The sequence below is a fragment of the Rufibacter roseolus genome (assembly GCF_017916365.1).
Lineage (GTDB): Bacteria > Bacteroidota > Bacteroidia > Cytophagales > Hymenobacteraceae > Nibribacter > Nibribacter roseolus.
Genome location: NZ_JAFMSU010000003.1, coordinates 156,853 through 178,911, shown reverse-complemented (window position 1 = coordinate 178,911; position 22,059 = coordinate 156,853). Strand labels below are relative to the sequence as shown.

Sequence of the window (22,059 nt, the reverse complement as noted above, 5' to 3'; positions counted from 1 at the left end):
ATTTTTATCTGGCGCCAACTGGGGCTCCGGCGGCCGGTTGCGGTGCACCTACCTGGATTTTCGCGCCCTGGCGCAGCTTCTGGATACCTTCCACCACAATCACATCACCGGGTTTGAGGCCTTCGCGGGCCACGATCTTGTCCTGGAAGCGGGTGCCTAGCTTGATGTTCTGCTGCTGCACAGAATCGCCCTGCACTTTGTACACGTAGAACTCGCCCAGCTGCTCGGTCACGGCTTTGAATGGCAGGGTGATCTGGTTTCCTATGTCCTGGTTCAGCACGTTCAGGGTCACGGTCATGCCGGAAACCAGCTGGCGGTCTGGGTTAGGGAAACTCACGCGCACGGTGATGGTACCGGTCTGCGTGCCGATGGCGCGGTCAATGGCCGTTAATTTACCGGTGTGCGGATATCTGGAGCCATCTGCAAGGGTCAGCGTGAAAAGGGAGTCTGGCTGGTTGCCTTGCTTGAGGCGGTTGAAACGGGGAAGTTCCTGCTCATTGATCACGAAGTCCACGCCGGTAGGTCCGTCTGAAGAGATGGTGTTCAGGAGCGTCTGGCCCGGGCTCACCTGCGAACCCACGCGCACCTGCGAGATCCCGATGGTGCCGCTGAAAGGGGCGTTGATCAAGGAGTAACCCAAATCTGTGGCGGCACTGGCTACCTGGGCGCGGGCTACGGCCACCTGGGAACGGGCGGTTTCCACATCGGCGCGGGCGTAGTCTACGCGCTGGCGGGCGATGGCGTCCTGCTTGGCCAGGTTCTCATAGCGTTCCAGGTCTTTCTGCACTCGGTTGAGGTTGGCCTGGGCGCTGCGCACGTTGGCCTGGGCCTGGCGGTAAGCGGCCTGGTACTTGGTGCGGTCAATCTCGTACAGCCGCTGGCCTTTGGTTACCCGCTGACCGTCTTTTACAAAAATCTGGGAAATATAACCGCTTACCTGGGGGCGCAATTCCACTTCGCTGAGCGGCACCACGGTACCGGGGTAAGTGTCCGTGCCTACCACGTTTTCTTCAGCAACGGTAATGGTGTTCACGGGAACCGGGCCGCCCATCATAGGGCCGGCAGGGGCGGCTTCCTTTTTGCCACAGGAAATCAAAAACGCGCCAGACAAAGTGAGCGCCGTTAAGGTGGATAGATTTATCTTCATGATACTATGGTTTTTCTCTCGGTTAGTTAACTGCAATGGTGCCCAGGGCGCGCTGCACATCCAGTTTGCTGGACAGCACGTTGTACAGGGCATTGTAATAATTGAGCTGGGCGGTTCTGAGGTCGGTCTCGGCCACAATCAGGTCCAGGTAGGTTTTGATGCCCTCGTTGTACTGGAGCTTGATCACGTTGTAGACATCCTCCGCCAGCTGCACGTTGCTTTGCAGGGTCAGCCAGTCATTGTAATCGCTCTTGTAGTTGGCCAGGGCGGTCTGGTACTCGGTATTGATGCGGCGCTGGATATTCTGCAATTCCACGTTCAGGCTTTCTTCCTGTAGTTCAGAGATGCGCACGTTCTGCAGTCTGCGGCCCCCCTGGAATATAGGGATGCCTATCTGCAGCCCTAAAGCCGAGGTGGGGTAAGACTGGCTGTAGATGTCTGAGAAGGTGGAGCTGAAGAACGTAGGGTTGTAATTCACAAACGCCGAGGCCGTAGGCAGGAATCCCCACCGGTAGTAGCGGGTGTTCAGGCCCTGGATCTGGCGCTGCGTCTGCACCTGCTGGAACTCTACCCGGTTGGCGAAGGTCACGTTCTGGGTGGTATCCATGAGGATGTTCTGCTGCATCTGGTTGTAATCATAAGCCAGGGTGAGAGGGGAACCCACCGGCAGACCCATGAGCTCCTGCAGCACGGCGGTGCTGGACTTGATGGCCTCCTGGGTTCTTTTGCGGTCTGCCCTGATGCTGTTGAGCGTGATGCTGGCGCGCTGGTAATCGGTCTTGTCTACCAGCCCCTGCTCATACTGGGCGCGGGCATCGCGGTACTGTTTCTCCTGGCGCAGGATGTTCTCCTCCAGAATCCGGAGCTGTTCCTGGCTCAAAAGGATGTTGTAAAAGGCCTTGCTCACGTCTACCACCGTGTTGATCTTGGTTGCCTGTGTGTTCAGGTCCAGCGCCGAGCGGGTAAAGCGCGCAGCCCGGGAGGCCAGCAGCAGGTCATTGCTGTACAGGGTCTGGTTTGCCTGGAAGTTGATGTTGGAGGTGTATTTCTGCCCGATGGTGATGACCTGGTCCCCGAACACACTCTGCTGCCGCTTGATGTTGTGGGTAAGCGCGTAGTTCGCAGACACCTGCGGCAACCAACCCGATAACTGCGCCCTGATCTGGCGCTCGCCAATCTCTTCGTCTATCTGTGCCTGTTGTACCTGGGCTTGGTTTTTCAGGGCGTACTCCACACACTGCTGCAGGGATAGCCTGCCAGCGGTGCTATCTGGGGTCACCTGTGCCCACAAGGCCAAAGGAGCCAGAAGGCAACTCAGCAGCAGGGGCACCAGATATTTTGTTTTTTTCATAAGTGAGGGTGATAAATGTATTAGAAGCTGATTAGGGGGTGATTTACAGTTTACGAATGCTGTCCCAGATCATCTGGGCCAGTTGCTGGAACTCCTTGTCTCCCAGTTGCACTCTACCGTCCAGGTGAACCCGGGCGGCGGTCATGATGCTGCTGTGGATCATGATGGACATGAGTTTATGGTCTACCTCCCGCAGGATACCATGCTGGTGGCCCAGGAGGATAAATTCTTTGATATCGTTCTGGATGCGGTCATTCTGGTCGGCGGGGCAGCGCGGGTAGTAAGGCGAGCTTACAAACTGCTCAATAAAGAAAAGCACATCGGGGTGCTGGATGTAGAACTGGCAGCGGCTGATCCAGCGCAGAAAGAAATTCTCCTTCAGGTCCATGCCCTCGCGGAGGTCTTTGTGCACAGCTTCCTGCACCTGTTGCTGGGTGTAGGCAAACAGGTCCATGATGAGGGTGTCTTTGCTGTCAAAATAGTGGTAGATGGTGCCCGCGGCTACCCCCGCTCTTTTGGCCACCATGCTCATGGGCGTGCCATGGAAGCCGTTTTCCTTGATCAATTTCAGCGTACTCTCCAGAATCGCTTTCTTCTTCTCTGCAATAATCTCCAAGGTCTTTTTCTGTCTATTGAACGTTCATTCGGTGTGCAAAGTAAAGCAGCTTAACCCTGTTTATACAAGCCATTGTTTGTTTTATTCAATAGAGAGGAAAGCGGAAAGCACTTGTATAATGTGTAACTATTTGTTAATCAGTTTATTGAGGTGGTGTTATCTTTTGGTTACCTCCGGGATACCCTAAGGCCATTGGATTTCAGACAATTACCTATTCCGGGTCTGTTCTTCCAAAATCAGGCCCGGAACAGAGGCTTTCTAAAAGAATGGGAGGGGAGTTGGAGGAGTGGCTTGTATGTTTTCAGACAAGGCCGGTTCAGGAATTTCCTTATTGTGCAGGAGGCAGGTGCTAGTCTGTTGGCTTTATGCAAAATCATTGGCATTGACCGGCTGGAAAGCATCTGGCTGGTGTTAGGTAACCTTTCAGCATTTGCAAGGTGAAGCTTGTCCTTTGAATTGGAGAAGGCCTGTGTTGGTTTCAGGGCCATTTTTCCGAGACTTGGCCTATCCTCGGTCTGTCCCTGACAGACCAAAAGGTTGACTTAAAAACCTACAGGGTTGGTCTGTCAGGCGACAGATCAAGGAAACGGGGAAATAGGTGAACTTGAAGTCCTCCTTTTTCTCTGTAACTGTAAAGCTTTCGTTTTGGGGGCCGTTTTCAGAAAATCAACCCCTAAACGAGAAAGGGGCTAAGAAACCCGATCCTGGGCAAGGATGTGCTGCACAATCTTTTCGGCGTGATCACGGGAGTTCTCAATGAACCAGAGGTGTGTGTCCATGCCGCCGCAGACCACGCCCGCCAGGTAGAGCCCTGGCTGGTTTGTTTCCATGGTTTGGGTGTTGTGCTGCGGGTACAGTTTGTCGTCTGGGGAGAGTTCTACGCCAAATTTCCGGAGGAGCTCAAAGTTGGGTTTGTAGCCGGTGAGCGCCAGCACAAAGTCGTTCTCCAGCGTGATAGGCCCATCGGGGGTGTTGATGTCCACCTCACCTGGGCGGATGGCCGTGATGCAGGAGTTGAAGTGAGCCTTGATGCTGCCCTCCTTGATACGGTTCTCCACATCGGGCCGCACCCAGTATTTTACCCGGCGACCAATCTCCGGGCCTCGCACCACCATGGTGACCTCGGCGCCTTTGCGGTAGGTTTCCAGCGCCGCATCTACTGAGGAATTGCTCGCGCCTACCACCACTACTTTCTGCAGGGCATAGTAATGCGGGTCTTTGTAGTAATGGGTCACGTGCGGCAAATCCTCACCGGGCACCTCCATGAGCGCGGGCAAGTCATAGAAACCGGTGGAGACAATGACTTTGCGGGCACGGTAGGTTTCCTTAATGGTTTTTACCTCAAACTGCTCTCCGGACTTCTGCACCGACAATACTTCCTCAAACAGCCGCAGGTTCAGGTGAAACTTGAGCGTGACGCGGCGGTAGTACTCCAGTGCCTCGTTGCGGCGCGGCTTGGGGTTGTCAGAGATAAAAGGCACGCCCCCAATCTCCAGCTTCTCTGAGGTGGAGAAAAACGACATGGTCACCGGGTAGTTGTAGAGCGAGTTGACCAGGGTGCCTTTGTCAATGATCACGTAAGAGAGGCCGGCTTTCTGGGCCTCAATACCGCAGGTCAGGCCAATGGGGCCAGCCCCGATGATGACAATATCAAATTCTGAAGAGGTACGCATGCCGTAAAGGTAATTCAATGATTGAAGGAGAGGGTGAGAGAACGAATGAATTTAGAGGAACAGATGTAGGTGATTCAAACAAATAAAAATAATACGCAGAAAATGATTTTAGGCTTAATCTGGGAACCCTGCTGGTCAATGCCTTGAAGGATAGCTGCTCCTTTTGACCCAAATCCTCACTTGTGTCTATTACGTTAAGGCTTTGGGTTGCACCTGACGTTTTTACGCTGTTTCCGTAAAAGTAGCCCAAATAAAGAGACGGCTGCTGAGTTGAAGGGCTGCCAACCTGATTTAAGGGGAAGTCCTTCTGCTTCTCTGGAAGTTAGTACCTTCAAACTTTGATTCGTCTTCACGCAGCCGCACCATCACGCATTCACCCATTAGTAAAGAATGAACAGGAAAGTAAGGGAGCTCCAGTCTTTTTTCTACAGCCAGAACTTCTATGATGGCATCCGCACCACTGTGGCGGCGCTGTTGCCTTCCCTGCTCTTTTCGCAGTTGGGCCATTTTGAGTCGGGAATCACCATCTCCCTGGGGGCCATTAGCGTGAGTCTGGCAGATTCGCCGGGGCCGGAGCGACACAAGCGCAACGCCATGCTCCTGAGTATTGGCCTCTGCACGGTGATGGCGCTGGTCATTGGCTTCGCCCGTATGCACGTGCTCACCTTGGGCCTGGCCATTCTGGTGTCCAGCTTTCTTTGCTCTATGCTGCTGGTGTACGGGATGCGGGCCTCCTTTATTGGGCTGGGCGGCTTGCTTGTGCTGGTCATGACCATGGACCGGCCGCTCACGCCGGAGCAGGTTTTTATCTACAGCGGCCTAGTGATGGCGGGTGGCGTGTGGTACATGCTCCTGAGCCTGGTCTCTAACCGGTTTATGCCTTATCGGCCCGCACAACAGGCCCTGGGCGAATGCGTGAAGGAGGTCGCTAAGTTCCTTCGGCTGAAAGCCGCCTTTTACCATTCCCAGAACAATCTGGAGGATGATTACCGCCAGTTGATCTCGCAGCAGATCCTGGTGAGTGAAAAGATGGATGCCCTGCGCGAGCTCATGTTCAAGAGCCGCCAGCTCCTGAAAGAATCCACGGATACGGGCCGCACGCTGCTCATGGCGTTTGTAGACCTGGTGGATCTGTATGAACAGGTCACCGCCATCCATTATGATTACGGATCCATCAGGGAGAAATACGGGCATATGGGACTGCTGCCGGAGTTTGCGGGCCTCATAGAACTACTCGCCGATGAGCTGGACAACATTGCCTTTGCCGTGCAGGCTAACCTGCCGCACCGCAACACCCAGGACCTGACCTCCCGGCTGGATCAACTCAAAACCGGCATAGACGCAGTGGCCGAGAAGGAAGACCAAACCAGCCACCTGGTTCTGCGCAAGATTTTCGTGAACATCAGGTCCATTGCCCAACGGCTCACGGTAATCAGGTCTTACTTCAGCCTGGATAAAGAGGAACTTAGGAAAAGGTCCCGGGAGATAGAGTTCTCGCTCTTTATCTCGCACCAGACCATTGACCCCAAAGTGTTTCTGAACAACCTCACCTTTGGGGCATCGGTGTTCAGGTTCTCGTTCAGGGTGGCGCTGGTGGCGCTGTTCGCCTATGCCTTGACCAAGCTGTTCCCGTACGGGCAGCACAGTTACTGGGTCCTGCTCACCGTGATTTTCCTGCTAAAGCCCGCCTTCAGCCTGACCAAACAACGGAACAAAGAAAGGATCATCGGGACGGTGGCGGGAGGGGTGCTGGGGCTGCTGATCTTGTACCTGGTGCAGGATACGCGGCTGCAGTTTGCGTTTATGCTGGTGTTCATGACGGGTTTCTACAGCGTGCAGCGCATCAACTACATGCTGAGCGTGACGCTCATGACACCTTTCATGCTCATCCTGTTCAGTTTCCTGGGCGGCGGGGGTATGACCATTGTGCAGGAACGTATAGTAGATACTGTGGTGGGCTGCGCTATCGCCTTTGCGGCTACTTATTTCGTGTTTCCTAACTGGGAGTCCAAGCAGGTGGGCCGATTGCTCAATAACGTAGTGCAAGCCAACCTGCGGTACCTGCAGGTGCTGGCCGAGAGGCTGGCCGGTAAGGAGATCACCGAGGTGCAGTACAAGCTGTCCCGCAAGGAAGTATACGTCAACTCAGCGAACCTATCGGCGGCTTTCCAGCGCATGACCGATGAACCCCGCAGCAAACAGCTGCACCGCCAGGAAATCTTCCAGTTCGTGGTTCTGAACCATATTCTCTCTTCCTACATAGCCACCATTTTTTCGTCCAGAAGAAACCGGGTACCGGAAACCTATCCTACCGCTTTTTTCAAAATCCTGCGGCGGGCAGAGTTTTCCCTCTCCGAGGCGCTGCAAACCTTAGACCCCGCTGAAAAAGCCTGTGAGAGCACCGTGCACCTGCCCGAGCCCGAAGTGCCCGAACCAGCCGGCCTTTCCTCAGACGAGCTCCTGCTAAAAGAACAGCTGGAGTTCATCAAGAAGGTCTCCACCGATATCGCCAAGATCTCTGCCGTGCTGCAAGGCGAGCAAGTGAGCAAGACTTAAGTAACTACTTTCCTGCAGGTAGAGCAGCAGGTTTTACTGGTTTTCCTGTTTAGCGCCTGTTTTTGAGAAATGCAGGCTTAAATGGGACGATGCGCAAGGTAGGGGTACCGTTCACCAGAGGCTTTCCTTTCGGTTTGCAGGAAAACAGGTTGTCAAATCAGTTTGGGTATGTTTCTTGCTATGGCTTCTAAACCCTTATATTGCGGCCTTACTACCTGCTTTATTAGGGGGTGTTTACCGGTTTTATGGGTGCTGCATGGGCAAATACAAGATTTCTTTAATATTAAGCTAAGCCTTGGGAAATAGCAACTTATAACTTTTCCTATACTTTATTTAATATTTCATTTAACCTTGATTTGAATTGGACGTAAAGACGGAAATCTTAAAGCAGTAGTGGGAAAAGAACAGACAAGCGTACATGGCCATGACAAATACTTTTGGGGTAGATATTATCCCTCAAAATGAAGCAGAGAGGTTGAGGAAACTGCATGATTACCAGATTTTAGATACAGAAACAGACGGTCCTTTCAAGCACATCGCGGCGCTGGCGGCGCATATCTTCAAGGTGCCCATTGCCCTGGTATCCTTTGTGGATGCGGACCGGGTTTGGTTTAAAGGCAACGTGGGCATGGAAGACACCAATGAGGTAGATAGAGGTCAGAGCCTGTGCTCCTTATCCATCTTGCGGCAGGAAGCCACCATTTTCAAGAATGCCCTTCATGAGCCATGCCTGGCGAAGAATCCGCTGGTGGCCGGTGAATTCGGACTCAGGTTCTATGCGGCGGTGCCCATTACCACCTATGACGGCTATAACCTGGGGGCGGTATGCATTTTAGACAAAGAACCCCGTGAATTCACCATTGATGACAAAATCACGCTGGAATACATGGCTAAGCTGGTTATGGACGAACTGGACCTCTGGAAGTGCCAGCTCTATACCCAAACCATGATCTGAGTCTTCCGTTTTAGAGCTGTTTTGCAGAAATTACCCTTTAAAAGCCTGAGCAAAATCCCTGTTCAGGCTTTTTGTTTGGCCCTGTTTAGGCGTTAGAAGTGCCCTGTCTGCCAGTAACGGGGTGCCCCGTTATCATGCTGCTTTTCAAGGGATAAAGGCCCCCGTTCCTTTTGTTTTCCCAGCTTTATCTTTATATTTTTGTATTGGTAACTGCCCAACCTTCCTTTCAGGCTGGGCGTTACTTTAATAGAGGTAAATAATTGATAGTCATGGAAAATGCTCTGGCAGTGGCCAACTTCTTTATCAAGAAGTCTTTTGACACCGGCGAACCCGTGACCAATATGAAGCTGGTGAAACTGGTGTACATCGCCCATGGGTGGTACCTGGGCCTATCGGGGCAACCGCTGCTGACTGAACCTGTGGAGGCCTGGAAATACGGCCCGGTGGTTCCTTCCATTTATTACAGTTTCAAAGACTACGGGGGCGAAACCATAAAGCAGATGGTGACGGCGGGCAACGCCAACGAGTCTGCCCTGGTGACCCTCTCTGACCCCGACCTGGTGCCGTTCCTGGAGAAAATCTGGGAAGTGTACGGACAGTTCTCGGGCGTTGACCTTTCAGCCATGACCCACCAGGACAACACGCCCTGGAAACAGGTCTGGGACACGCAAGGAAAGCACAGTAACAATGTCATCATCCCCAACGATCTCATAAAGGAATATTATCAGAAGCTAGTGAATGCCCCCCATGCAGCCCAATCAGCCTAGTCCGTCTTCCAACCTTGATCTTGCCGCCATCAGGGCATCACCGCCGCCGCCGGCAGCATTAAGGAAGGCTAAGGAAGAGGATGAATGGTTTGCCAGCGACCGGCGCAAAAGGGAGCACCAACGGGAGCAAGGGGCCAAAACCATCATCCACTGGGCCATTCAGGGGAACATCATCATAGCGGGTATTGTCATTGCCATCTGTATTGGGGTGCGGGGTTTCCACCTCATTGCCGCCGAGGAGTGGAAGTGGCTGACCAAGGAACAGGTTGAAGTCTTGGATAACCTGGCCAAGTACGCCGGCTCGGGGGCCATTGGCAGCTTACTCACCAGGTACCTGACCAAAAACGTAGACACCGGGCCACCACCAAGGTAATGGAGTAGACCTGATGAGGATATAACTAAAAGGAGAGCTCATGGCTCTTTTTTTTCTTTTCATGTGCTTTCCCTGCTTTGGGGCTCTTTTGGTAAAAAAGGGTTTGAAACGGTTTACCCCAGCAGTTCGCCCACGTGCTTCCGGATGTTGGCGCAGATCTGGTCTAACGGCAAATCATTGTCATCAGAGCCGAAGGGGTTCTCAATTTCCTCGGCTATCAATTCCAGGCTAGCCATGGCGTACAAGACCAGCATCACCATAGGGATTACGTAATAGCCCATACTGAACGCCCACCCAAACGGCAGTGTCATGACATAGAAGAAGATGAATTTCTTGATGAAGACGCTGTAGGTGAAGGGGATAGGTGTGTTCTTGATGCGCTCACTGGCGCCGGTTACATCGGTCAGGTTCCTGATCTCCTGGTCCAGAATCATCAACTGCCCCGCAGAAAGGGTACCGGTTTGGTGCAGTTCGTTTACTTTTGAAAAGATAGCGCTGGCTATTTGGTTTGGGAGGTGTTTTTCCGTTTTCAGGTCCAAAACAGAATCCAGCTCCTGATAGTCTTCGTTCTCGCGCAGATGGTTCTTCAGGGCGAAGGCAAAGTTGGGAATCATCTGGCGGAAAAAGAGTTTGTCTTCCGGCTCCTGGAGGCAGGCTTGCAGTTTCAGGGCCAGATTGCGGGAGCAGTTGGTAAGGCTGCCCCACACTTTGCGGCCTTCCCACCAGCGGTCATACGCCGTATTGGTCCTGAACACCAACAAAAGGGAAATCACAAATCCCAGTACGCTGTGCATCAGCCCCAAATTTTTGAGGTGGTTTGCCGCTTCTTCCTGCAGATAGTTTAGCTCCAGGTACGCTACCAATCCAGAATAAACCCCAACCGCAAATAAAAGCGGGAGCAACTGCCGGAAGGTGTCTGATCTGGAGAAGCGGAAAATGAAGACAAACCAGTCTTTGGGATTGTAATTGATCATAGAAGAGGTACGCTGCAGCGGTTAAAAAGGGCCAGTGCTAGTGTAGAGGTGCCTCAAATATAAAGGATTTAGTTTGGCTTCCTGTTTTCTGTTGATGGCTGCAGGGGTTTGCCGAGGATAAGCTTACTGGCACCGTTTTGGCTCCGTTTTCCTGAAAACTGCCTTAAAATAACCCTACCTGTTGACTCATATACCAAAAATCGGTTGATCCTACTTTTCGGGTAGGACCAAACGATTTTAAGAATAGACTGGGTTGATTAAAAGCCTAAGCCCAGGGCAAAACTTACCGGAGTCTGCGAAAGGGTAGACACCAGGGTAGCACTACCGGTACTCAGGTTGATGCGGTAAATGCCGGATTGTGCGCCGGTTTGCAAAAGAGCCAACGCGGTGCCGCTTACGCCTCCAATGTCAAACCCGTTGTTAGGGCCGGTGGCTAGTCCCAGGCTGCCAATGAACACCTGGGTTCCGGCGTTAGGTGGGTTCTGCAGGTAAAGACCATCTGTATTGTAATCAATGTTATACAGCGCGGTGGTGGTAGCCCCGGCGAAGTTATTGGTATAAGCGCTGGCGTCTACCGCTGGGCTACCCGGATTGAGCATCACGTCTGCCATGGCTACCGTGCCGGTGTTGGGGTTCAGGCGCAGGTTCTGGCCGGTATTGCTCACTACCCGTATTCTGTCTACTGTAGGGTTAAAATCAAACCCGAAATACTCCCCGGACAAGGTAGGGGTGAACGGCGTACCTACGGGGCTGGCGGCACCCGACGCCAGGTTCACGGTATACAGTTGGCTGGTGCTGCCCAGCGCGTAAAGCTGTGAAGTGGCCGGGCGCATGTCTATGCCCAACACTCGTTCACCGGGTTTAAGGTCGGTAATGGCTTTGGAGATCACCATGGAGGCACTGTACGGATTGAAGATGAGCAGATTGTTGCTGGCATCTACCCCGTAGGCCACTGGGTTAGTAGGAATGGCAATGCCCAGAAGGGTACGGTCTGTTTTGCCCAGGTTCATGGCTTTGCCGGTAGCCAGGTCAATGCTATAGAAGCGGTATTTGTTTCCGTTGGAAGCTTCTTTCTGGTTCTCGCTTCCGCCGCCCCGCCCGAACAGCACCGCAAGGGCCAGCGAATTATCCGGGGCGATGTCAAAGCCTCCTTCGCCCACCGCCTGTACATTCAGGCGACCAACTTCCACCAGCGTACCGGCGTTAGGCGGATTCTGGATATACAGCTTATCGCTTTTTACATCTATGTCATAGAGGGTAGTAGAAGTAGCGCCTGCCATGCTGTTGGTATAGGCCACCGCCACCACATCTGGGTCGCCGGGGTTCAGGGCTCCGTCTGTGGCTGCTACCGCTCCCGTTTCTGGGTTCAGTCTGAGGTTTTGGTTTTTATCCGTCACCAGCCGGATGCGGTCTACCGTTGGGTTAAAGTCGAACCCTACCTGCGGACCATCTATGGCCGGCGAGAAAGGCATGGTGCCCACCTGGGTGGCCATTCCGGTGTTTTGGTTGATCACGTACAGGTAACTCTGGTTGCTCACCCCGTAGAGTTGCCCGGTAGCCGGCCTGAAGTCGATGGCCAGGAGTTTTTCACCACTTCTCAGGCCCGTGATATTCACCTCTCCTGCTTCCTGCACCTTGCCACCGGTGGTGTACTTCACCAGTTGATTATTGTCTGTGAGGGCGTAAAAGGTTACATCACTTTGCACCACCGCTTCTAAGCCAGATGTAGCGTTTAGATGGTCTTTAGATTCCAGTACGTCTTCTGAACAGGATGTTAGAAGACTAGAAAAGCAGAACAGGCCCGAAACCCATACGTGAAAGCGATAATTCTTTTTCATATTTCATAGGTTTAAGTGATTGAATGACAGAACCTACGACCTGTAATTGCCACCGGATTTTACAAGGGCCACGAAAATTCTGTTATAATTTTCCTTCGCTTAGAGGGAGAAGAAAAGGATCAGGGCTGAACAAAGGTTCTTCTTGTCTGACGCGTAATAGAAGAGTGGCCGGGACAAGTAAATCAATGAGGGAAACTGCTTGGATTAAACAAGCTTTCTTCGCTGTTATCAGCGAATCACAGGAGTTACCAAGTATCAGAACTGAATAGCAAATTGGCGCCTTCCTGCAAGTGCAGTTCGGTGTTTGACTGGAAGTGATTAGGGACGTTGATCCGGTCCGTGCCCGCATGAACCCTAGCCTTTGCTCTTATTCACCTGCTGCGTGGCGTTTGTTTAACGCTGGTTTCCAGTTGATGCAGTTGGTGTATGCGCTTTTAAATTGATTGATACAATCCTTTGCTGGGAATGACCGGTGCCTTTATGCGCTACAGAATGGCTACTTTGGGGCAGTAGCAGTTCTGAAGTCTGCCAGAATCCCTGATTCCACCAGTAGACCTAATACCGGAACCCAACTGCGGGTTTTAAAGAAGAAGGTTGGTTTTCGTTGCTGATGAGAGGCGTAGGGCTGTCGCTTCATGGGCGTTTCAGACACGTACGGGTGAGAGAGTTAGGTGTAAGAAAATGGCCTTACTTTTCAAAGTAGAGCCAGCCTTGCTTTTGGGGTGTTTTTCAGAAAACATCCCCAAAGCAAGGCTGGCCAAGCATAAACAAAGTGAAAATACTAAACTTATAGGCTCCCTTCAGAAAGTCTGTTGTTAGGGAAGGAAGATAATCTAAGCAGTTTTCTTCTCAAGATAGGCAGGCAGGAGCTGACCAATGATCTCATTCCAACCCGCCTCAAAGTTGGTACGGGCAAAATCTGGGTTACTGGAGGGGAAGGTTTCCAGCCCGGTATGGGTGAGCCTTACTTTGGTTTTGTCACCCTGGGGAAACAGTTCAAAGGTTACCAGGGTGTTGCCGGGATAGCCATCGTAGTGCCAGCTATAGCCGATTTTGCGGCCTTGCTCCACTTCCGTTATCTGGCACAGGTGCAGATAGCTTCTGTCTTCGGGGCCACCGGAGAACTGGAACTCAAAACCAACCTCTGGTCTGAACTCTGCCAGGTCAAAGTACCATTCTTTCATCTGCTCCTTGTGGGTAAGGGCTTGCCAGACGGTTTCTGAAGGGGCATTTACGGTACTTTCTACTAAGATCGGGGTGCTTTCCATTTTTACAGAGTTGGTTTCAGAGGTGTTTTGGTTAAATCGGCCTTGAAACTAAGAAAGGAATCTGTAAAACTCAGCACCTATTTTGGATTGGAGGGAAATACAGCAAGGAATGCTTTGCCGCAAAGCTGGTGCTAAAAGATACAGGGTGACAGAAGGGAAGAGGATTTTCCAGCAAAAAAGTCCGGGCAGCCTCTGCTTAGGGAGACTGCCCGGACCTATTATCTGGCAAAGTATAGTTAGTCTGGTCTAACTATCCGGTGGCTTACCTAATTGTGAGTTATGCTTCCTGCTTTTCGCCTAAAGAAAACCAGTTGCCTGAGTCATCAGAGAACAGGGCCTCGTAGCCGTAGAATTCTTTGGTGGGCGGCTTCTTGAAGACCACGCCTTTGGCTTTCATTTCCTCGTAAGTGGCGTTCAGGTCGTTGCATTCAAAAATCCCGAAGCCAAAGGTGCCATTCTTTACCAACTCTCTCATTTGATTCGCAGCCTCGCCTTTGAACATCATTCCTTCTTCAATAGACATCAAAGAAATCTGCAGATCGGGTTGTTCTGGGGGGCAGACGGTCAGCCACCTCATCCCTGGCTCCATGGAGGCATCTGTATGTACTTTAAAGCCGAGTTTGTTCACATAAAAGTCATAAGCACTGTCCTGGTTCAGAACAAATACGCTCACGTGGTTCATTTTTGTAATCATTGCTTTCCTGGTTTCTGTTTTACAATGACACAAAAGTCTGAAGTTTATCTTTACCGGACCTCTTCAAAATTGCTTTTCTCGGCCCAGCCTTTCTGCGAGGCAAAACAACCCGGAATAAACCTAAGCGGCTGCGCCTTGATTTGGTCTTGCCTTAAACAGTACAGTTGCTGGTATTCTGAGGGTGTTTTCCCTACTGTTTTTTTGAAAAGGCCGGTAAAAGAGGTGATGCTGTCAAAACCCACTTTAAAGCAGGTATCGGTTACGGTGCAGTTGCTCTGCAGGAAATGCTTGGCCTTTTCAATCCTTACCTGGGTGAGATAATGGTGCGGCGTTTTGCCGTAGATGGATTTGAAGAGCCTGATGAAATGGAACTTTGAGAAGGAGGCCTCATCAGAGATATTCTCCAGGTCCAGGTTCTGGTGGTAATTTGAGTCAATAAAGAGTTTTGCCTTTACAATGCGGCTGTAAAGGTAAAACTTGGGGTAGGTCTGGGCGGCTGAAGTCAAGGAAAGTAAGCGTCTATTTGGTTAATGGCCCTGGGTTAAGTTGATTCCTGGCGGGTACAGAGCACTTACTTTTCAGGCATCAGTTACAGGAAGAGCGTAAATCTACCTAAAATTGGGTGGTAAAACATTGAAATCCAATGAAGGGCGGTCTACAATTCTTTGGCGTAGTCAACCATTCCTTGAAAATCGACCACAATGGCTGTTTCATCGCCCACGGTCCAGGCATCATGGCCAGGAGGTAAAAGAGATACATCGCCTGGTTTGCAATCGAATTCTGTTCCGTCATCCATCACCACATGCAAGATTCCTGCTACGTGGTATTGAAAGTGAGCAGCCTCGCAACTATGGGTTTTAGCGATGGGTTGCACGGAGGTGGACCAGCGCCAGCCAGGTTCCAAAAAAGCCCGGCCCACGGTGGCCCCGCCAACTTTCACCAGTTCAAGCCTTCCATTAGGGAACCAGCGGACCTCATCGGCCTCGCCGAAGTTTTTCCATTCCGCTTTTTTCGATTCGGTGATTACTTTTTCCATGACATTGGTAACTTTTGTACACTGCAAATGAAAGAAGTAAGCCTGACCCGGAATTGTAAATAAGTGGGCAATGCATGTATAAATTCACCCTTTCCTGCGCAGCGCTAATGGGGAATAGCCGGTCCTTTTTTTTATGAAGTGCGTGAAATGGGGTTGGTCGTCAAAATTGAGGTAATAGGCGATCTCTGACACCGACTTGTCTGTGGAAACCAGTTGGACCTTGGCCTCCAGCAGCAGCAAGTCATGGATGATCTGCAAAGGAGAACGCCCGAAGGTCTGGCTCACCACCTCTGACAGGTGCCTGGGGGAGATGTTCAGCATCTCGGCATAGTCATTTACCGTTCTGCTTTGGATAAAGTGTTTCTCCACCAGCAGTTTGAACTGGTTGGCTAAGTGCTCATGCCTGCTCAGGTTTTGCTTCAACTCCATCACGTGCTTCCGGTAGATTTCGCGCACCCTTAATAGCAGAATGAGAATAAGGTGGCAGAGCAGGAAGTTCTTCTCCGGCGAAGAGCACTCATTTTCCTCAATAATGTTTTTGAACGCGATCTGCACCAGGTCGCTCTCACTCTGATTGAGGTTCACAATATGCGGTGCGTCAAAGTGGAAAAAGGGGAATTCTTCCGGCAAGGGCCTGGAAAGGTGGGGCTGCAGGAACTCAGACTTGAAATGGATGCAGTACCCCTGGCAGTCTTTGATATGGTCACTGGCGTAAAGCATGTTTTCTGGGACAATGACCAGGTCATTGGGATTCAACTGCAGATGATCTGCGCCTAGCTTTACGTCATGCTCGCCGCTGAGCAATAGGTAAATGAGGTTGAACTGCCTCCTCAGAGCCGGAATGGAATCACAGTTCTTGTGTTTGTCTTCCAGGGTGCCTGGCATCACCATCAAATCAGCATCATGAAAGTTTGAATCATGGTTGATCAGGCGTTCAAACATTTCAAGAGTGCCTATGTTCAGAATTTCATGTTTATCATTCTCTGGAAGTGTATGTTTTTTCATGAGATTCCCCTTTTCGCAGCGTTTTAGCTCACATCAGAAACTCCTATGGTGTCAATGCACATCTAGGTCAAAAGGCTTATTTGAGTCTGGAAAAGATAGGTTACTCTCCGCCAGAAGGGAGGATTGCCTTTTCATTAACAGGTAGTCCGTTTAAATCTTCTTTACTACGATCTCACCTTTATATGAACGTAAAAATGATAACCCCGATAGAGTAATAAATTCCAATTGACTCCCAGGCCTGAGATCTCTTAGGCATCCATTTCTTTGCCAGTTCCGAGGTGATAAACCTTGAATTCAAATGAAGACTATTCCATCTACGAGATAGCATTGGTTTCAATAAAAAAAGGATAGAACCGGGCCAAGCCAGTTCTATCCTTTTGAGGATAAAAGTCAAATTCAGTTTGCTATTTCTTCAGTTCCAGCACCCACATCTGCATGGCCGGAATAGTAGGGGAAGAAGACAAGCTCAGGGATTTAGCTTCCAGGATGTCCTGGGCCTGAGAGAAACCCTGGGTGCGCTCAGCGTAGTGGCCGAAGTTGAGGGTACGGGGCTTGGTGTCTGTGTTCATCACGCACATGATGGTTTGGTCTGCATCATAGCGGAAGTAAACGTACAAGCCCTGGTTGGGCACATAATGCATCAGCTTGCCGGTTTTCAGCGCCGAGGACGTTTTCCGGAACTGCCCCAGTTTTTTGACCAGGTCCTGCACGGCTTTTTCATCGGTGGTCAGGCCCTGGCCCGTGAAGGCGTTCTTTTTGTCTGATGGCCAACCGCCCGGGAAATCAGACCTTACCAGCCCGTCAGGATTGGTGAAGCCTTTCAGCAGCACCTCTGACCCATAGTACATCTGCGGTACGCCGCGGCAGGTGAGCAGCCATTTATAGCCCATTTTTTGTTTTTCCACGTTCTCGCCCACCACCGAGAAAAAGCGTGGCTCGTCGTGGTTGTCCAGCAGCAGCACGTTGCGGGTGGCGTCCTGGTTCAGGAAATCGTTGGTGAGCGTGTTGTACATTTTATTGACGCCGTCGGTCCACCCGAAGGGCTGCGTCAAAGCCGGAATAATTCCATGGTAGAGCAGCTGAAAATCCACGGAGCCGGGCAGGTTGCTCTTGTAGGGCAGATTCATTACGTTCTGGTTGAAATAAGCCTGGTTGGGCGTCCCGAATACCCGGGTTTCCCCGAACAGCGTAAGCTTAGGGTATTCCTCCATCAACGCCTGGTTGCAACGGTTCGCAAATTCCAGGTCGCTGTAAGTGTAGGTGTCAATCCGGATGCCGTCAATGCCGAACTCCTGCACGTACCACACCAGGTTCTGGATGATGTAGTTGGCCATGAATGGATTGTGGTGGTTGATGTCAGGCATGCCGTCATCGAACCAGCCGTCGCTCATCTTCTTGCGGTCTGAGGGCGCGGCATAAGGGTCAAAGAGGGTTTGCTCTTTATAGGTGGTCTGGGTATAGGTGGGCCAGCGGTGCATCCAATCAGAGGCGGGTGGGTCCATTTCCAGGAAATGCTGCAGCCCCACGTGGTTGTACACCGCGTCCATGACCAGTTTCATGCCTCTTTGGTGCAGGCTCTCGCTCAGCTTTTTGTAGGCCTCTTCGCCGCCCAGCCGCGGATCAATGCGGTAATGGTCAGTGATGGCGTAGCCGTGCTCCGTACGGTTGGGGCGGTCATTGATTTGAACCGGCAGCAGCCACAAGGCGGTTACGCCCAATTCCTGAAAGTAATCCAGGTGGTTGGTGATGCCCTGAAAATCACCTCCGTGGCGCAGGTACATGGAGTCACGGTTCAGGGATTGGTCGCGCAGGCCGGGAATTCGGTCATTGGCCGGGTTTCCATTGCTGAAACGATCCGTGATGAGCAGGTTAATGAAGTCGCTGGAGGTGACGCCTTGGGCGTAGGTCGTTCCTTTGCCTTCGCGCTGTTGCCGCAGCGGCCATTTCAAGGTCTGGGTTTTGCCTTTCCCTTTCAGCGTAATGGGCACCTGACCGGGCGGGGCACTGGGGGAAATTTCTACGTTTACCGCCAGGTAGTGCGGGTTTTCAAACCGATGGGTTTTGACCACCGTCACGCCGGGGTACTGAATGCTTACGTTCTGCTGCCCAATGTTCTGGCTGAGGTTGCGCAGAAGCAGCTGGAGTTTGTTCATCTTCATGCCCACCCACCAGTTGGTTGGGTAGACCGCCGTAGACTGCGCCCGCAACGTAGTGGTGGCCAGCACCAGGAAGAAGAGCAAAAGGAAGGGTAGTTTTTTCATAAGCAAGCTAGGGTGTGAAAGGTTTTAGAGGTTATTTCATGAAAATAGCCGCAGAACCCTCGCCCTGAAAATTCCTTATGCAAACAGCCTGTTTTGCAGGACAGACAACCAACCGCTTCCAGAAATCTCCTTTGTTGAGGCTTAAGGGGCATTTACTTCTTTCCAGAAACTATTACCTTTCAGGCTGCTGTATGGAAATAAAAAAGCTGTTCAACCCCACAGGCTCTTTGACTGGCCGCGCCTCGGTGATGTACTGGGTCGCGTATGTGCTGCTTTTTGGGTTGGTACAGGGCCTTCCGTCTGGGCGGGTGGGTATCTCTTTGATCAATGAACTCATCAGCCTGTTGCCCAAGGTGCTGTTTGTGGAACTGATCACCGGCCCCCTCATGGATCGGCTGTTTTTCGGAAACCGGCGAGGCGCTTTCCTGGTGGGGTACGTCTCCTTGCTGCTGCTTTTTGCCGGAGTGCTGCGCATCATAGACAACTACCTGATTCTGCCTTATTTCCTCACTGATTATGCCCGCGAGCCGCTCCTCAGCATTCCCCCCTTTTTATATAATGTGCTCAAGCTGCAGTTTGTGGTGACCTTGCCTTTTTGCCTGAAGCTTTTTCACCAGTGGGCCGCCGCCACGGGCAAAGTGCAGGAGATACAGACCGAAAAGGTACAAGCGGAATTGGATTACCTCCGGGGGCAGTTTCATCCGCATTTTCTTTTCAATGTGCTCAACGGGCTGTATGCAAAGATTCTGGAGAAGTCTGACCAATCCGCCGAAATCGTTTTAAAAATCTCTGAACTGCTCCGGTTTTCGGTGTACCAGGTGCCGCACCAGCGCCTCCGGTTAACGGACGAAATCACCTACCTTCGCAACTATATCTTTCTCCAGAAACTTCGGTTTGAAGATAGGCTGGACATCTGTTTTTCCGTATCGGGGGAGGTGGAGGGCAAATACCTGGAGCCGTTTCTGATCCAGCCCTTTCTGGAGAACAGCTTTAAATACTGCCTGGACAATGACCTGGGCACCGGCTGGATCAAACTGAACCTCGCTGTGGAACACGATAAGCTGAATGTGGTCCTGGAAAACAGTTTGCCCTCCCCATCTGATTCTGGATCAGTTCTGGTGGGGCAGGAGGGGAGCAGCCGTTTTGGATTGCGCCATGTCAAAAAGCGGTTGGAAATGCTTTATCCCCATGACCATGAATTACTGGCGCAGAAAAAAGAGGAAAGTTTCTCCATTCATCTAACGGTACGGTTGCATGGACCCCAATAAGATTGCCTCCTGCCTGATCATTGAAGATGAGGCGCCTGCCGCCACCATTCTAAGGCTGCACATAGACCACACCCCCTCGTTGCAGTTGGCGGGCGTTTGTACCAGTATCCGGCAGGCCCAGCCCTTTCTGCAAGCAGGCAACTTGGATCTGGTGTTTCTGGACATAAACCTGCCGGGGCTGTCGGGCATTGATTTTGCCAAAACGCAGCAAAACCTGCCCGCCCTCATCTTCACGACCGCCTACTCTGAGTACGCCGTGGAGGGGTTCAACGTGCAGGCCGTAGATTTCCTGCTGAAACCCATTTCCTTTGAGCGTTTTTCCCAAGCCGTGCAGCGGTTTTGGGCCCTTTCCGTCCCCTCTGCTTTGCCCTCTGAACGCACTTCCTCGGAGTCGGCCCGCCCCTTTGTTCTCATAAAGTGCGATCGGCAGATGATGAAGATTTTCACCGAAGAGATTCTGTACCTGGAGGCCCAGCGAAACTACCTGCTCATCTGCACCAAAACCGAAGTGTTTAAAACCTACCAATCTATCTCAGAAATGGAGGAGAAGTTGCCGGAACCTGGCTTTCTGCGGATTCACCGATCATTTATCATTTCCCTGGCTAACCTTAACGGTTTTTCCCACAAATACGTGTGGTTGCATCACCTCCAACTTCCCATCGGGCGGATGTATCAAAGAAGAGTATTGGCGGTTTTGGAGAAAGAAACAGGCCTGGCTTCCATCAGGCAGAAATAGCTTTCTGGAGGTTACTTTAAGTATTTGGCACCAATGGCATCGCACATTCAAAAGCAAGGGATTTGACAAGGAGTACTTATTCTGATTTCACAAAATTCCTTATCCTGTTTTGGGCCTGGTTTCCTGAAACAAAGCCAAAAACAGTATAAGAAAGGACTTGTAAAAAGTTCTTGCAAAATGGGGAAGTAGATAGGATAAGTAGAAGCTACAGGACAAAAGGCTTTCCGAGGAAAATTGAAAGAGCATGCCGTTTTCGGGCTGTTTTTTGAAAAGTAGACTCAAATCGCAGGCCTACTTTTACCTGAGTCTGTCCGCCTTCTTCCGCATGGTCTCCTGCATCGGCACATTCCTTTCATTCCAGATCAAGGGAAAAGCTTTTATGCCTTCAGGTAAGGTGACCTGAGTTTATTTGCCGAACTGGCCAAAATGCCATAGAACCCCGGATGGGTCAATCAAGAATAGTTCTCTTCCCCAGTCAAATTGCTTTATCTCCGTCAGTTTTACGCCCTGGTATTTACTGGGTAAGTCTTTGCTGAGTAGTTCTGCTTCGCATTTTTCTATGTCATCTACTTCCATAAACACCATGGAGTTATCTATCCAGTCGGCTACATAATAGTCCTGCAAATAAAAACCTAAGTGCTCATTCACCTTAAACAAGCTCATCTTATCACTGAGAATAACTTCTTCAAAGTCAAGCGACCGGTAGAACGACCTTGATGTTTCGTAATCTTTTGCCCCAATAAAGGTGCGGATGTTTTTAGGTGTAAAGTCCATTAAGGGTGGTATTGATGTAACATTCTGTTGGCCGTTCTATTGCTTTTCTACAGAAATCTAATGATACTGCTTTTTATCTCCTGGCGCCCTTGCTGATATCTTTCAGGCGTAGCTACCGGTCAATTCGTCTTCCAGGAGAACTACCGGACAATAATAAGCGAAGTCTGAATCTAGAGCAATTCACAGATCTGCCGCTAGGAGATATAGGTAAAATAAAAAGGCCAAAGCTCAGTTGTTTAGCCCGCAATGCGCTTAAACAATGTTGTGCTTAGTATTTGATTTCTACATCTAGTTGTCTTCCTTCTTCAAAGGCCTTTTTGTCCATTCCCGCACCAACGGCACTACCAATGGCCAGTCCTATGGGAAGTCCTAAGCCCAGAAAAGCCATGTTCCCAAGCGTCAATCCAAAAACAACCCCAATTGGGAGCCCAATGGCAGACATACCCCCTGCGAGCCCCATGTTGCGGTAATGTGCTTTGGGCACCAACTTGAGTTCCTTTTCAACTAATTTGAGAATACTTGTTTGCCTTTTTTTGACCTCTTTTGTCAAAATAGATCCAGAAACAGAAATTGAGTTTATTTCCCCTATCTCCTTATTGATGGAAGACAGAACTTCATCGGGTAAATTCCTTTTTGATAATTCACTTAGAAGTTTCTCAAACTGAAGGTACGCTTTGCTTTCTCTGGTATTTTCCCCAAGGTCTGGCCTCTGGTTTAATTTGTTGATTTCCATGGAGTTTGTTTTTTAATTATAGCGATCTTGTGCG

At 50.9% G+C, this 22,059-nt stretch carries 20 protein-coding genes; 6 read left to right on the top strand and 14 right to left on the bottom strand.

The genetic code is table 11. The features are described 5' to 3' along the window. Window positions 1–4: 4 nt before the first annotated feature. From J3P35_RS16630 to J3P35_RS16615, 4 genes are all read right to left on the bottom strand, one after another. Window positions 5–1,147: an efflux RND transporter periplasmic adaptor subunit gene (locus J3P35_RS16630; RefSeq protein ID WP_210465797.1), complete on the bottom strand. Its 1,143-nt coding sequence runs from the start codon at window positions 1,145–1,147 to the stop codon at window positions 5–7. A 22-nt stretch (window positions 1,148–1,169) separates the two neighbouring features. Next, window positions 1,170–2,498, bottom strand: a complete 1,329-nt coding sequence (locus J3P35_RS16625) for a TolC family protein (protein ID WP_210465796.1) — start codon at window positions 2,496–2,498, stop codon at window positions 1,170–1,172. 43 nt (window positions 2,499–2,541) lie between these two features. After that, window positions 2,542–3,114: a TetR/AcrR family transcriptional regulator gene (locus J3P35_RS16620; RefSeq protein ID WP_210465795.1), complete on the bottom strand. Its 573-nt coding sequence runs from the start codon at window positions 3,112–3,114 to the stop codon at window positions 2,542–2,544. A gap of 689 nt (window positions 3,115–3,803) precedes the next feature. Then, entirely contained in the window at window positions 3,804–4,787 is a 984-nt protein-coding gene (locus tag J3P35_RS16615) for a YpdA family putative bacillithiol disulfide reductase (protein WP_210465794.1), read from the bottom strand. 390 nt (window positions 4,788–5,177) lie between these two features. Here J3P35_RS16615 and J3P35_RS16610 point away from each other — a divergent pair, with 390 nt between their 5' ends. From J3P35_RS16610 to J3P35_RS16595, 4 genes are all read left to right on the top strand, one after another. Next, the gene (locus J3P35_RS16610) at window positions 5,178–7,343 is read left to right on the top strand and encodes an FUSC family membrane protein (protein WP_210465793.1); all 2,166 of its coding nucleotides are present in this window, start codon (window positions 5,178–5,180) and stop codon (window positions 7,341–7,343) included. Window positions 7,344–7,767: 424 nt separating this feature from the next. Then, a complete protein-coding gene (locus J3P35_RS16605; RefSeq protein WP_210465792.1) occupies window positions 7,768–8,298 on the top strand; it encodes a GAF domain-containing protein in 531 nt (176 codons plus the stop codon). A gap of 269 nt (window positions 8,299–8,567) precedes the next feature. Further along, on the top strand, window positions 8,568–9,065 hold the full coding sequence (locus J3P35_RS16600; protein WP_210465791.1) for a Panacea domain-containing protein: 498 nt from the start codon (window positions 8,568–8,570) through the stop codon (window positions 9,063–9,065). After that, entirely contained in the window at window positions 9,037–9,438 is a 402-nt protein-coding gene (locus J3P35_RS16595; protein WP_210465790.1) for a hypothetical protein, read from the top strand. The genes J3P35_RS16600 and J3P35_RS16595 overlap by 29 nt, the downstream gene beginning before the upstream one ends. A gap of 113 nt (window positions 9,439–9,551) precedes the next feature. Here J3P35_RS16595 and J3P35_RS16590 read toward each other — a convergent pair whose 3' ends face one another. From J3P35_RS16590 to J3P35_RS16555, 8 genes are all read right to left on the bottom strand, one after another. Further along, window positions 9,552–10,412 carry a bestrophin family protein gene (locus J3P35_RS16590; RefSeq protein ID WP_210465789.1) on the bottom strand — a complete coding sequence of 287 codons (861 nt, stop codon included), beginning with the start codon at window positions 10,410–10,412 and terminating at the stop codon, window positions 9,552–9,554. Window positions 10,413–10,669: 257 nt separating this feature from the next. Then, on the bottom strand, window positions 10,670–12,250 hold the full coding sequence (locus J3P35_RS16585) for a DUF4394 domain-containing protein (RefSeq protein WP_210465788.1): 1,581 nt from the start codon (window positions 12,248–12,250) through the stop codon (window positions 10,670–10,672). A gap of 833 nt (window positions 12,251–13,083) precedes the next feature. After that, entirely contained in the window at window positions 13,084–13,518 is a 435-nt protein-coding gene (locus J3P35_RS16580) for an SRPBCC family protein (protein ID WP_210465787.1), read from the bottom strand. 277 nt (window positions 13,519–13,795) lie between these two features. Further along, complete coding sequence (locus tag J3P35_RS16575) at window positions 13,796–14,212, bottom strand: VOC family protein (RefSeq protein WP_210465786.1); 417 nt, start codon at window positions 14,210–14,212, stop codon at window positions 13,796–13,798. Window positions 14,213–14,262: 50 nt separating this feature from the next. Next, entirely contained in the window at window positions 14,263–14,718 is a 456-nt protein-coding gene (locus J3P35_RS16570; RefSeq protein WP_210465785.1) for a helix-turn-helix transcriptional regulator, read from the bottom strand. 149 nt (window positions 14,719–14,867) lie between these two features. After that, window positions 14,868–15,248: a cupin domain-containing protein gene (locus tag J3P35_RS16565; RefSeq protein WP_210465784.1), complete on the bottom strand. Its 381-nt coding sequence runs from the start codon at window positions 15,246–15,248 to the stop codon at window positions 14,868–14,870. Window positions 15,249–15,332: 84 nt separating this feature from the next. Beyond that, window positions 15,333–16,190 carry a helix-turn-helix domain-containing protein gene (locus J3P35_RS16560; protein WP_246850336.1) on the bottom strand — a complete coding sequence of 286 codons (858 nt, stop codon included), beginning with the start codon at window positions 16,188–16,190 and terminating at the stop codon, window positions 15,333–15,335. Between the two features lie 467 nt (window positions 16,191–16,657). Then, window positions 16,658–18,514 (bottom strand): alpha-amylase family glycosyl hydrolase, encoded by a 1,857-nt coding sequence (locus tag J3P35_RS16555; protein WP_210465782.1) that lies wholly within the window; start codon window positions 18,512–18,514, stop codon window positions 16,658–16,660. Window positions 18,515–18,705: 191 nt separating this feature from the next. Between J3P35_RS16555 and J3P35_RS16550 the strand changes: the two genes are divergently transcribed. Continuing rightward, window positions 18,706–19,782, top strand: a complete 1,077-nt coding sequence (locus tag J3P35_RS16550; RefSeq protein WP_210465781.1) for a sensor histidine kinase — start codon at window positions 18,706–18,708, stop codon at window positions 19,780–19,782. Continuing rightward, window positions 19,769–20,518: a LytR/AlgR family response regulator transcription factor gene (locus J3P35_RS16545; RefSeq protein WP_210465780.1), complete on the top strand. Its 750-nt coding sequence runs from the start codon at window positions 19,769–19,771 to the stop codon at window positions 20,516–20,518. Before J3P35_RS16550 ends, J3P35_RS16545 begins: the two co-directional genes overlap by 14 nt. A gap of 405 nt (window positions 20,519–20,923) precedes the next feature. Here J3P35_RS16545 and J3P35_RS16540 read toward each other — a convergent pair whose 3' ends face one another. Together J3P35_RS16540 and J3P35_RS16535 are read right to left on the bottom strand one after the other, a co-directional pair. Then, on the bottom strand, window positions 20,924–21,292 hold the full coding sequence (locus tag J3P35_RS16540) for a VOC family protein (RefSeq protein ID WP_210465779.1): 369 nt from the start codon (window positions 21,290–21,292) through the stop codon (window positions 20,924–20,926). Window positions 21,293–21,560: 268 nt separating this feature from the next. Further along, window positions 21,561–22,025, bottom strand: a complete 465-nt coding sequence (locus J3P35_RS16535) for a hypothetical protein (protein WP_210465778.1) — start codon at window positions 22,023–22,025, stop codon at window positions 21,561–21,563. Window positions 22,026–22,059: the final 34 nt, after the last annotated feature.

Excerpts from the sequence above, each read along its gene's own strand:
- J3P35_RS16630 (WP_210465797.1), bottom strand. The coding sequence starts at position 1,147 with ATGAAGATAAATCTATCCACCTTAACGGCGCTCACTTTGTCTGGCGCG.
- J3P35_RS16625 (WP_210465796.1), bottom strand. The coding sequence starts at position 2,498 with ATGAAAAAAACAAAATATCTGGTGCCCCTGCTGCTGAGTTGCCTTCTG.
- J3P35_RS16615 (WP_210465794.1), bottom strand. The coding sequence starts at position 4,787 with ATGCGTACCTCTTCAGAATTTGATATTGTCATCATCGGGGCTGGCCCC.
- J3P35_RS16610 (WP_210465793.1), top strand. The coding sequence starts at position 5,178 with ATGAACAGGAAAGTAAGGGAGCTCCAGTCTTTTTTCTACAGCCAGAAC.
- J3P35_RS16605 (WP_210465792.1), top strand. The coding sequence starts at position 7,768 with ATGACAAATACTTTTGGGGTAGATATTATCCCTCAAAATGAAGCAGAG.
- J3P35_RS16600 (WP_210465791.1), top strand. The coding sequence starts at position 8,568 with ATGGAAAATGCTCTGGCAGTGGCCAACTTCTTTATCAAGAAGTCTTTT.
- J3P35_RS16595 (WP_210465790.1), top strand. The coding sequence starts at position 9,037 with ATGCCCCCCATGCAGCCCAATCAGCCTAGTCCGTCTTCCAACCTTGAT.
- J3P35_RS16590 (WP_210465789.1), bottom strand. The coding sequence starts at position 10,412 with ATGATCAATTACAATCCCAAAGACTGGTTTGTCTTCATTTTCCGCTTC.
- J3P35_RS16585 (WP_210465788.1), bottom strand. The coding sequence starts at position 12,250 with ATGAAAAAGAATTATCGCTTTCACGTATGGGTTTCGGGCCTGTTCTGC.
- J3P35_RS16580 (WP_210465787.1), bottom strand. The coding sequence starts at position 13,518 with ATGGAAAGCACCCCGATCTTAGTAGAAAGTACCGTAAATGCCCCTTCA.
- J3P35_RS16575 (WP_210465786.1), bottom strand. The coding sequence starts at position 14,212 with ATGATTACAAAAATGAACCACGTGAGCGTATTTGTTCTGAACCAGGAC.
- J3P35_RS16565 (WP_210465784.1), bottom strand. The coding sequence starts at position 15,248 with ATGGAAAAAGTAATCACCGAATCGAAAAAAGCGGAATGGAAAAACTTC.
- J3P35_RS16560 (WP_246850336.1), bottom strand. The coding sequence starts at position 16,190 with ATGTTTGAACGCCTGATCAACCATGATTCAAACTTTCATGATGCTGAT.
- J3P35_RS16555 (WP_210465782.1), bottom strand. The coding sequence starts at position 18,514 with ATGAAAAAACTACCCTTCCTTTTGCTCTTCTTCCTGGTGCTGGCCACC.
- J3P35_RS16550 (WP_210465781.1), top strand. The coding sequence starts at position 18,706 with ATGGAAATAAAAAAGCTGTTCAACCCCACAGGCTCTTTGACTGGCCGC.
- J3P35_RS16545 (WP_210465780.1), top strand. The coding sequence starts at position 19,769 with ATGGACCCCAATAAGATTGCCTCCTGCCTGATCATTGAAGATGAGGCG.
- J3P35_RS16540 (WP_210465779.1), bottom strand. The coding sequence starts at position 21,292 with ATGGACTTTACACCTAAAAACATCCGCACCTTTATTGGGGCAAAAGAT.
- J3P35_RS16535 (WP_210465778.1), bottom strand. The coding sequence starts at position 22,025 with ATGGAAATCAACAAATTAAACCAGAGGCCAGACCTTGGGGAAAATACC.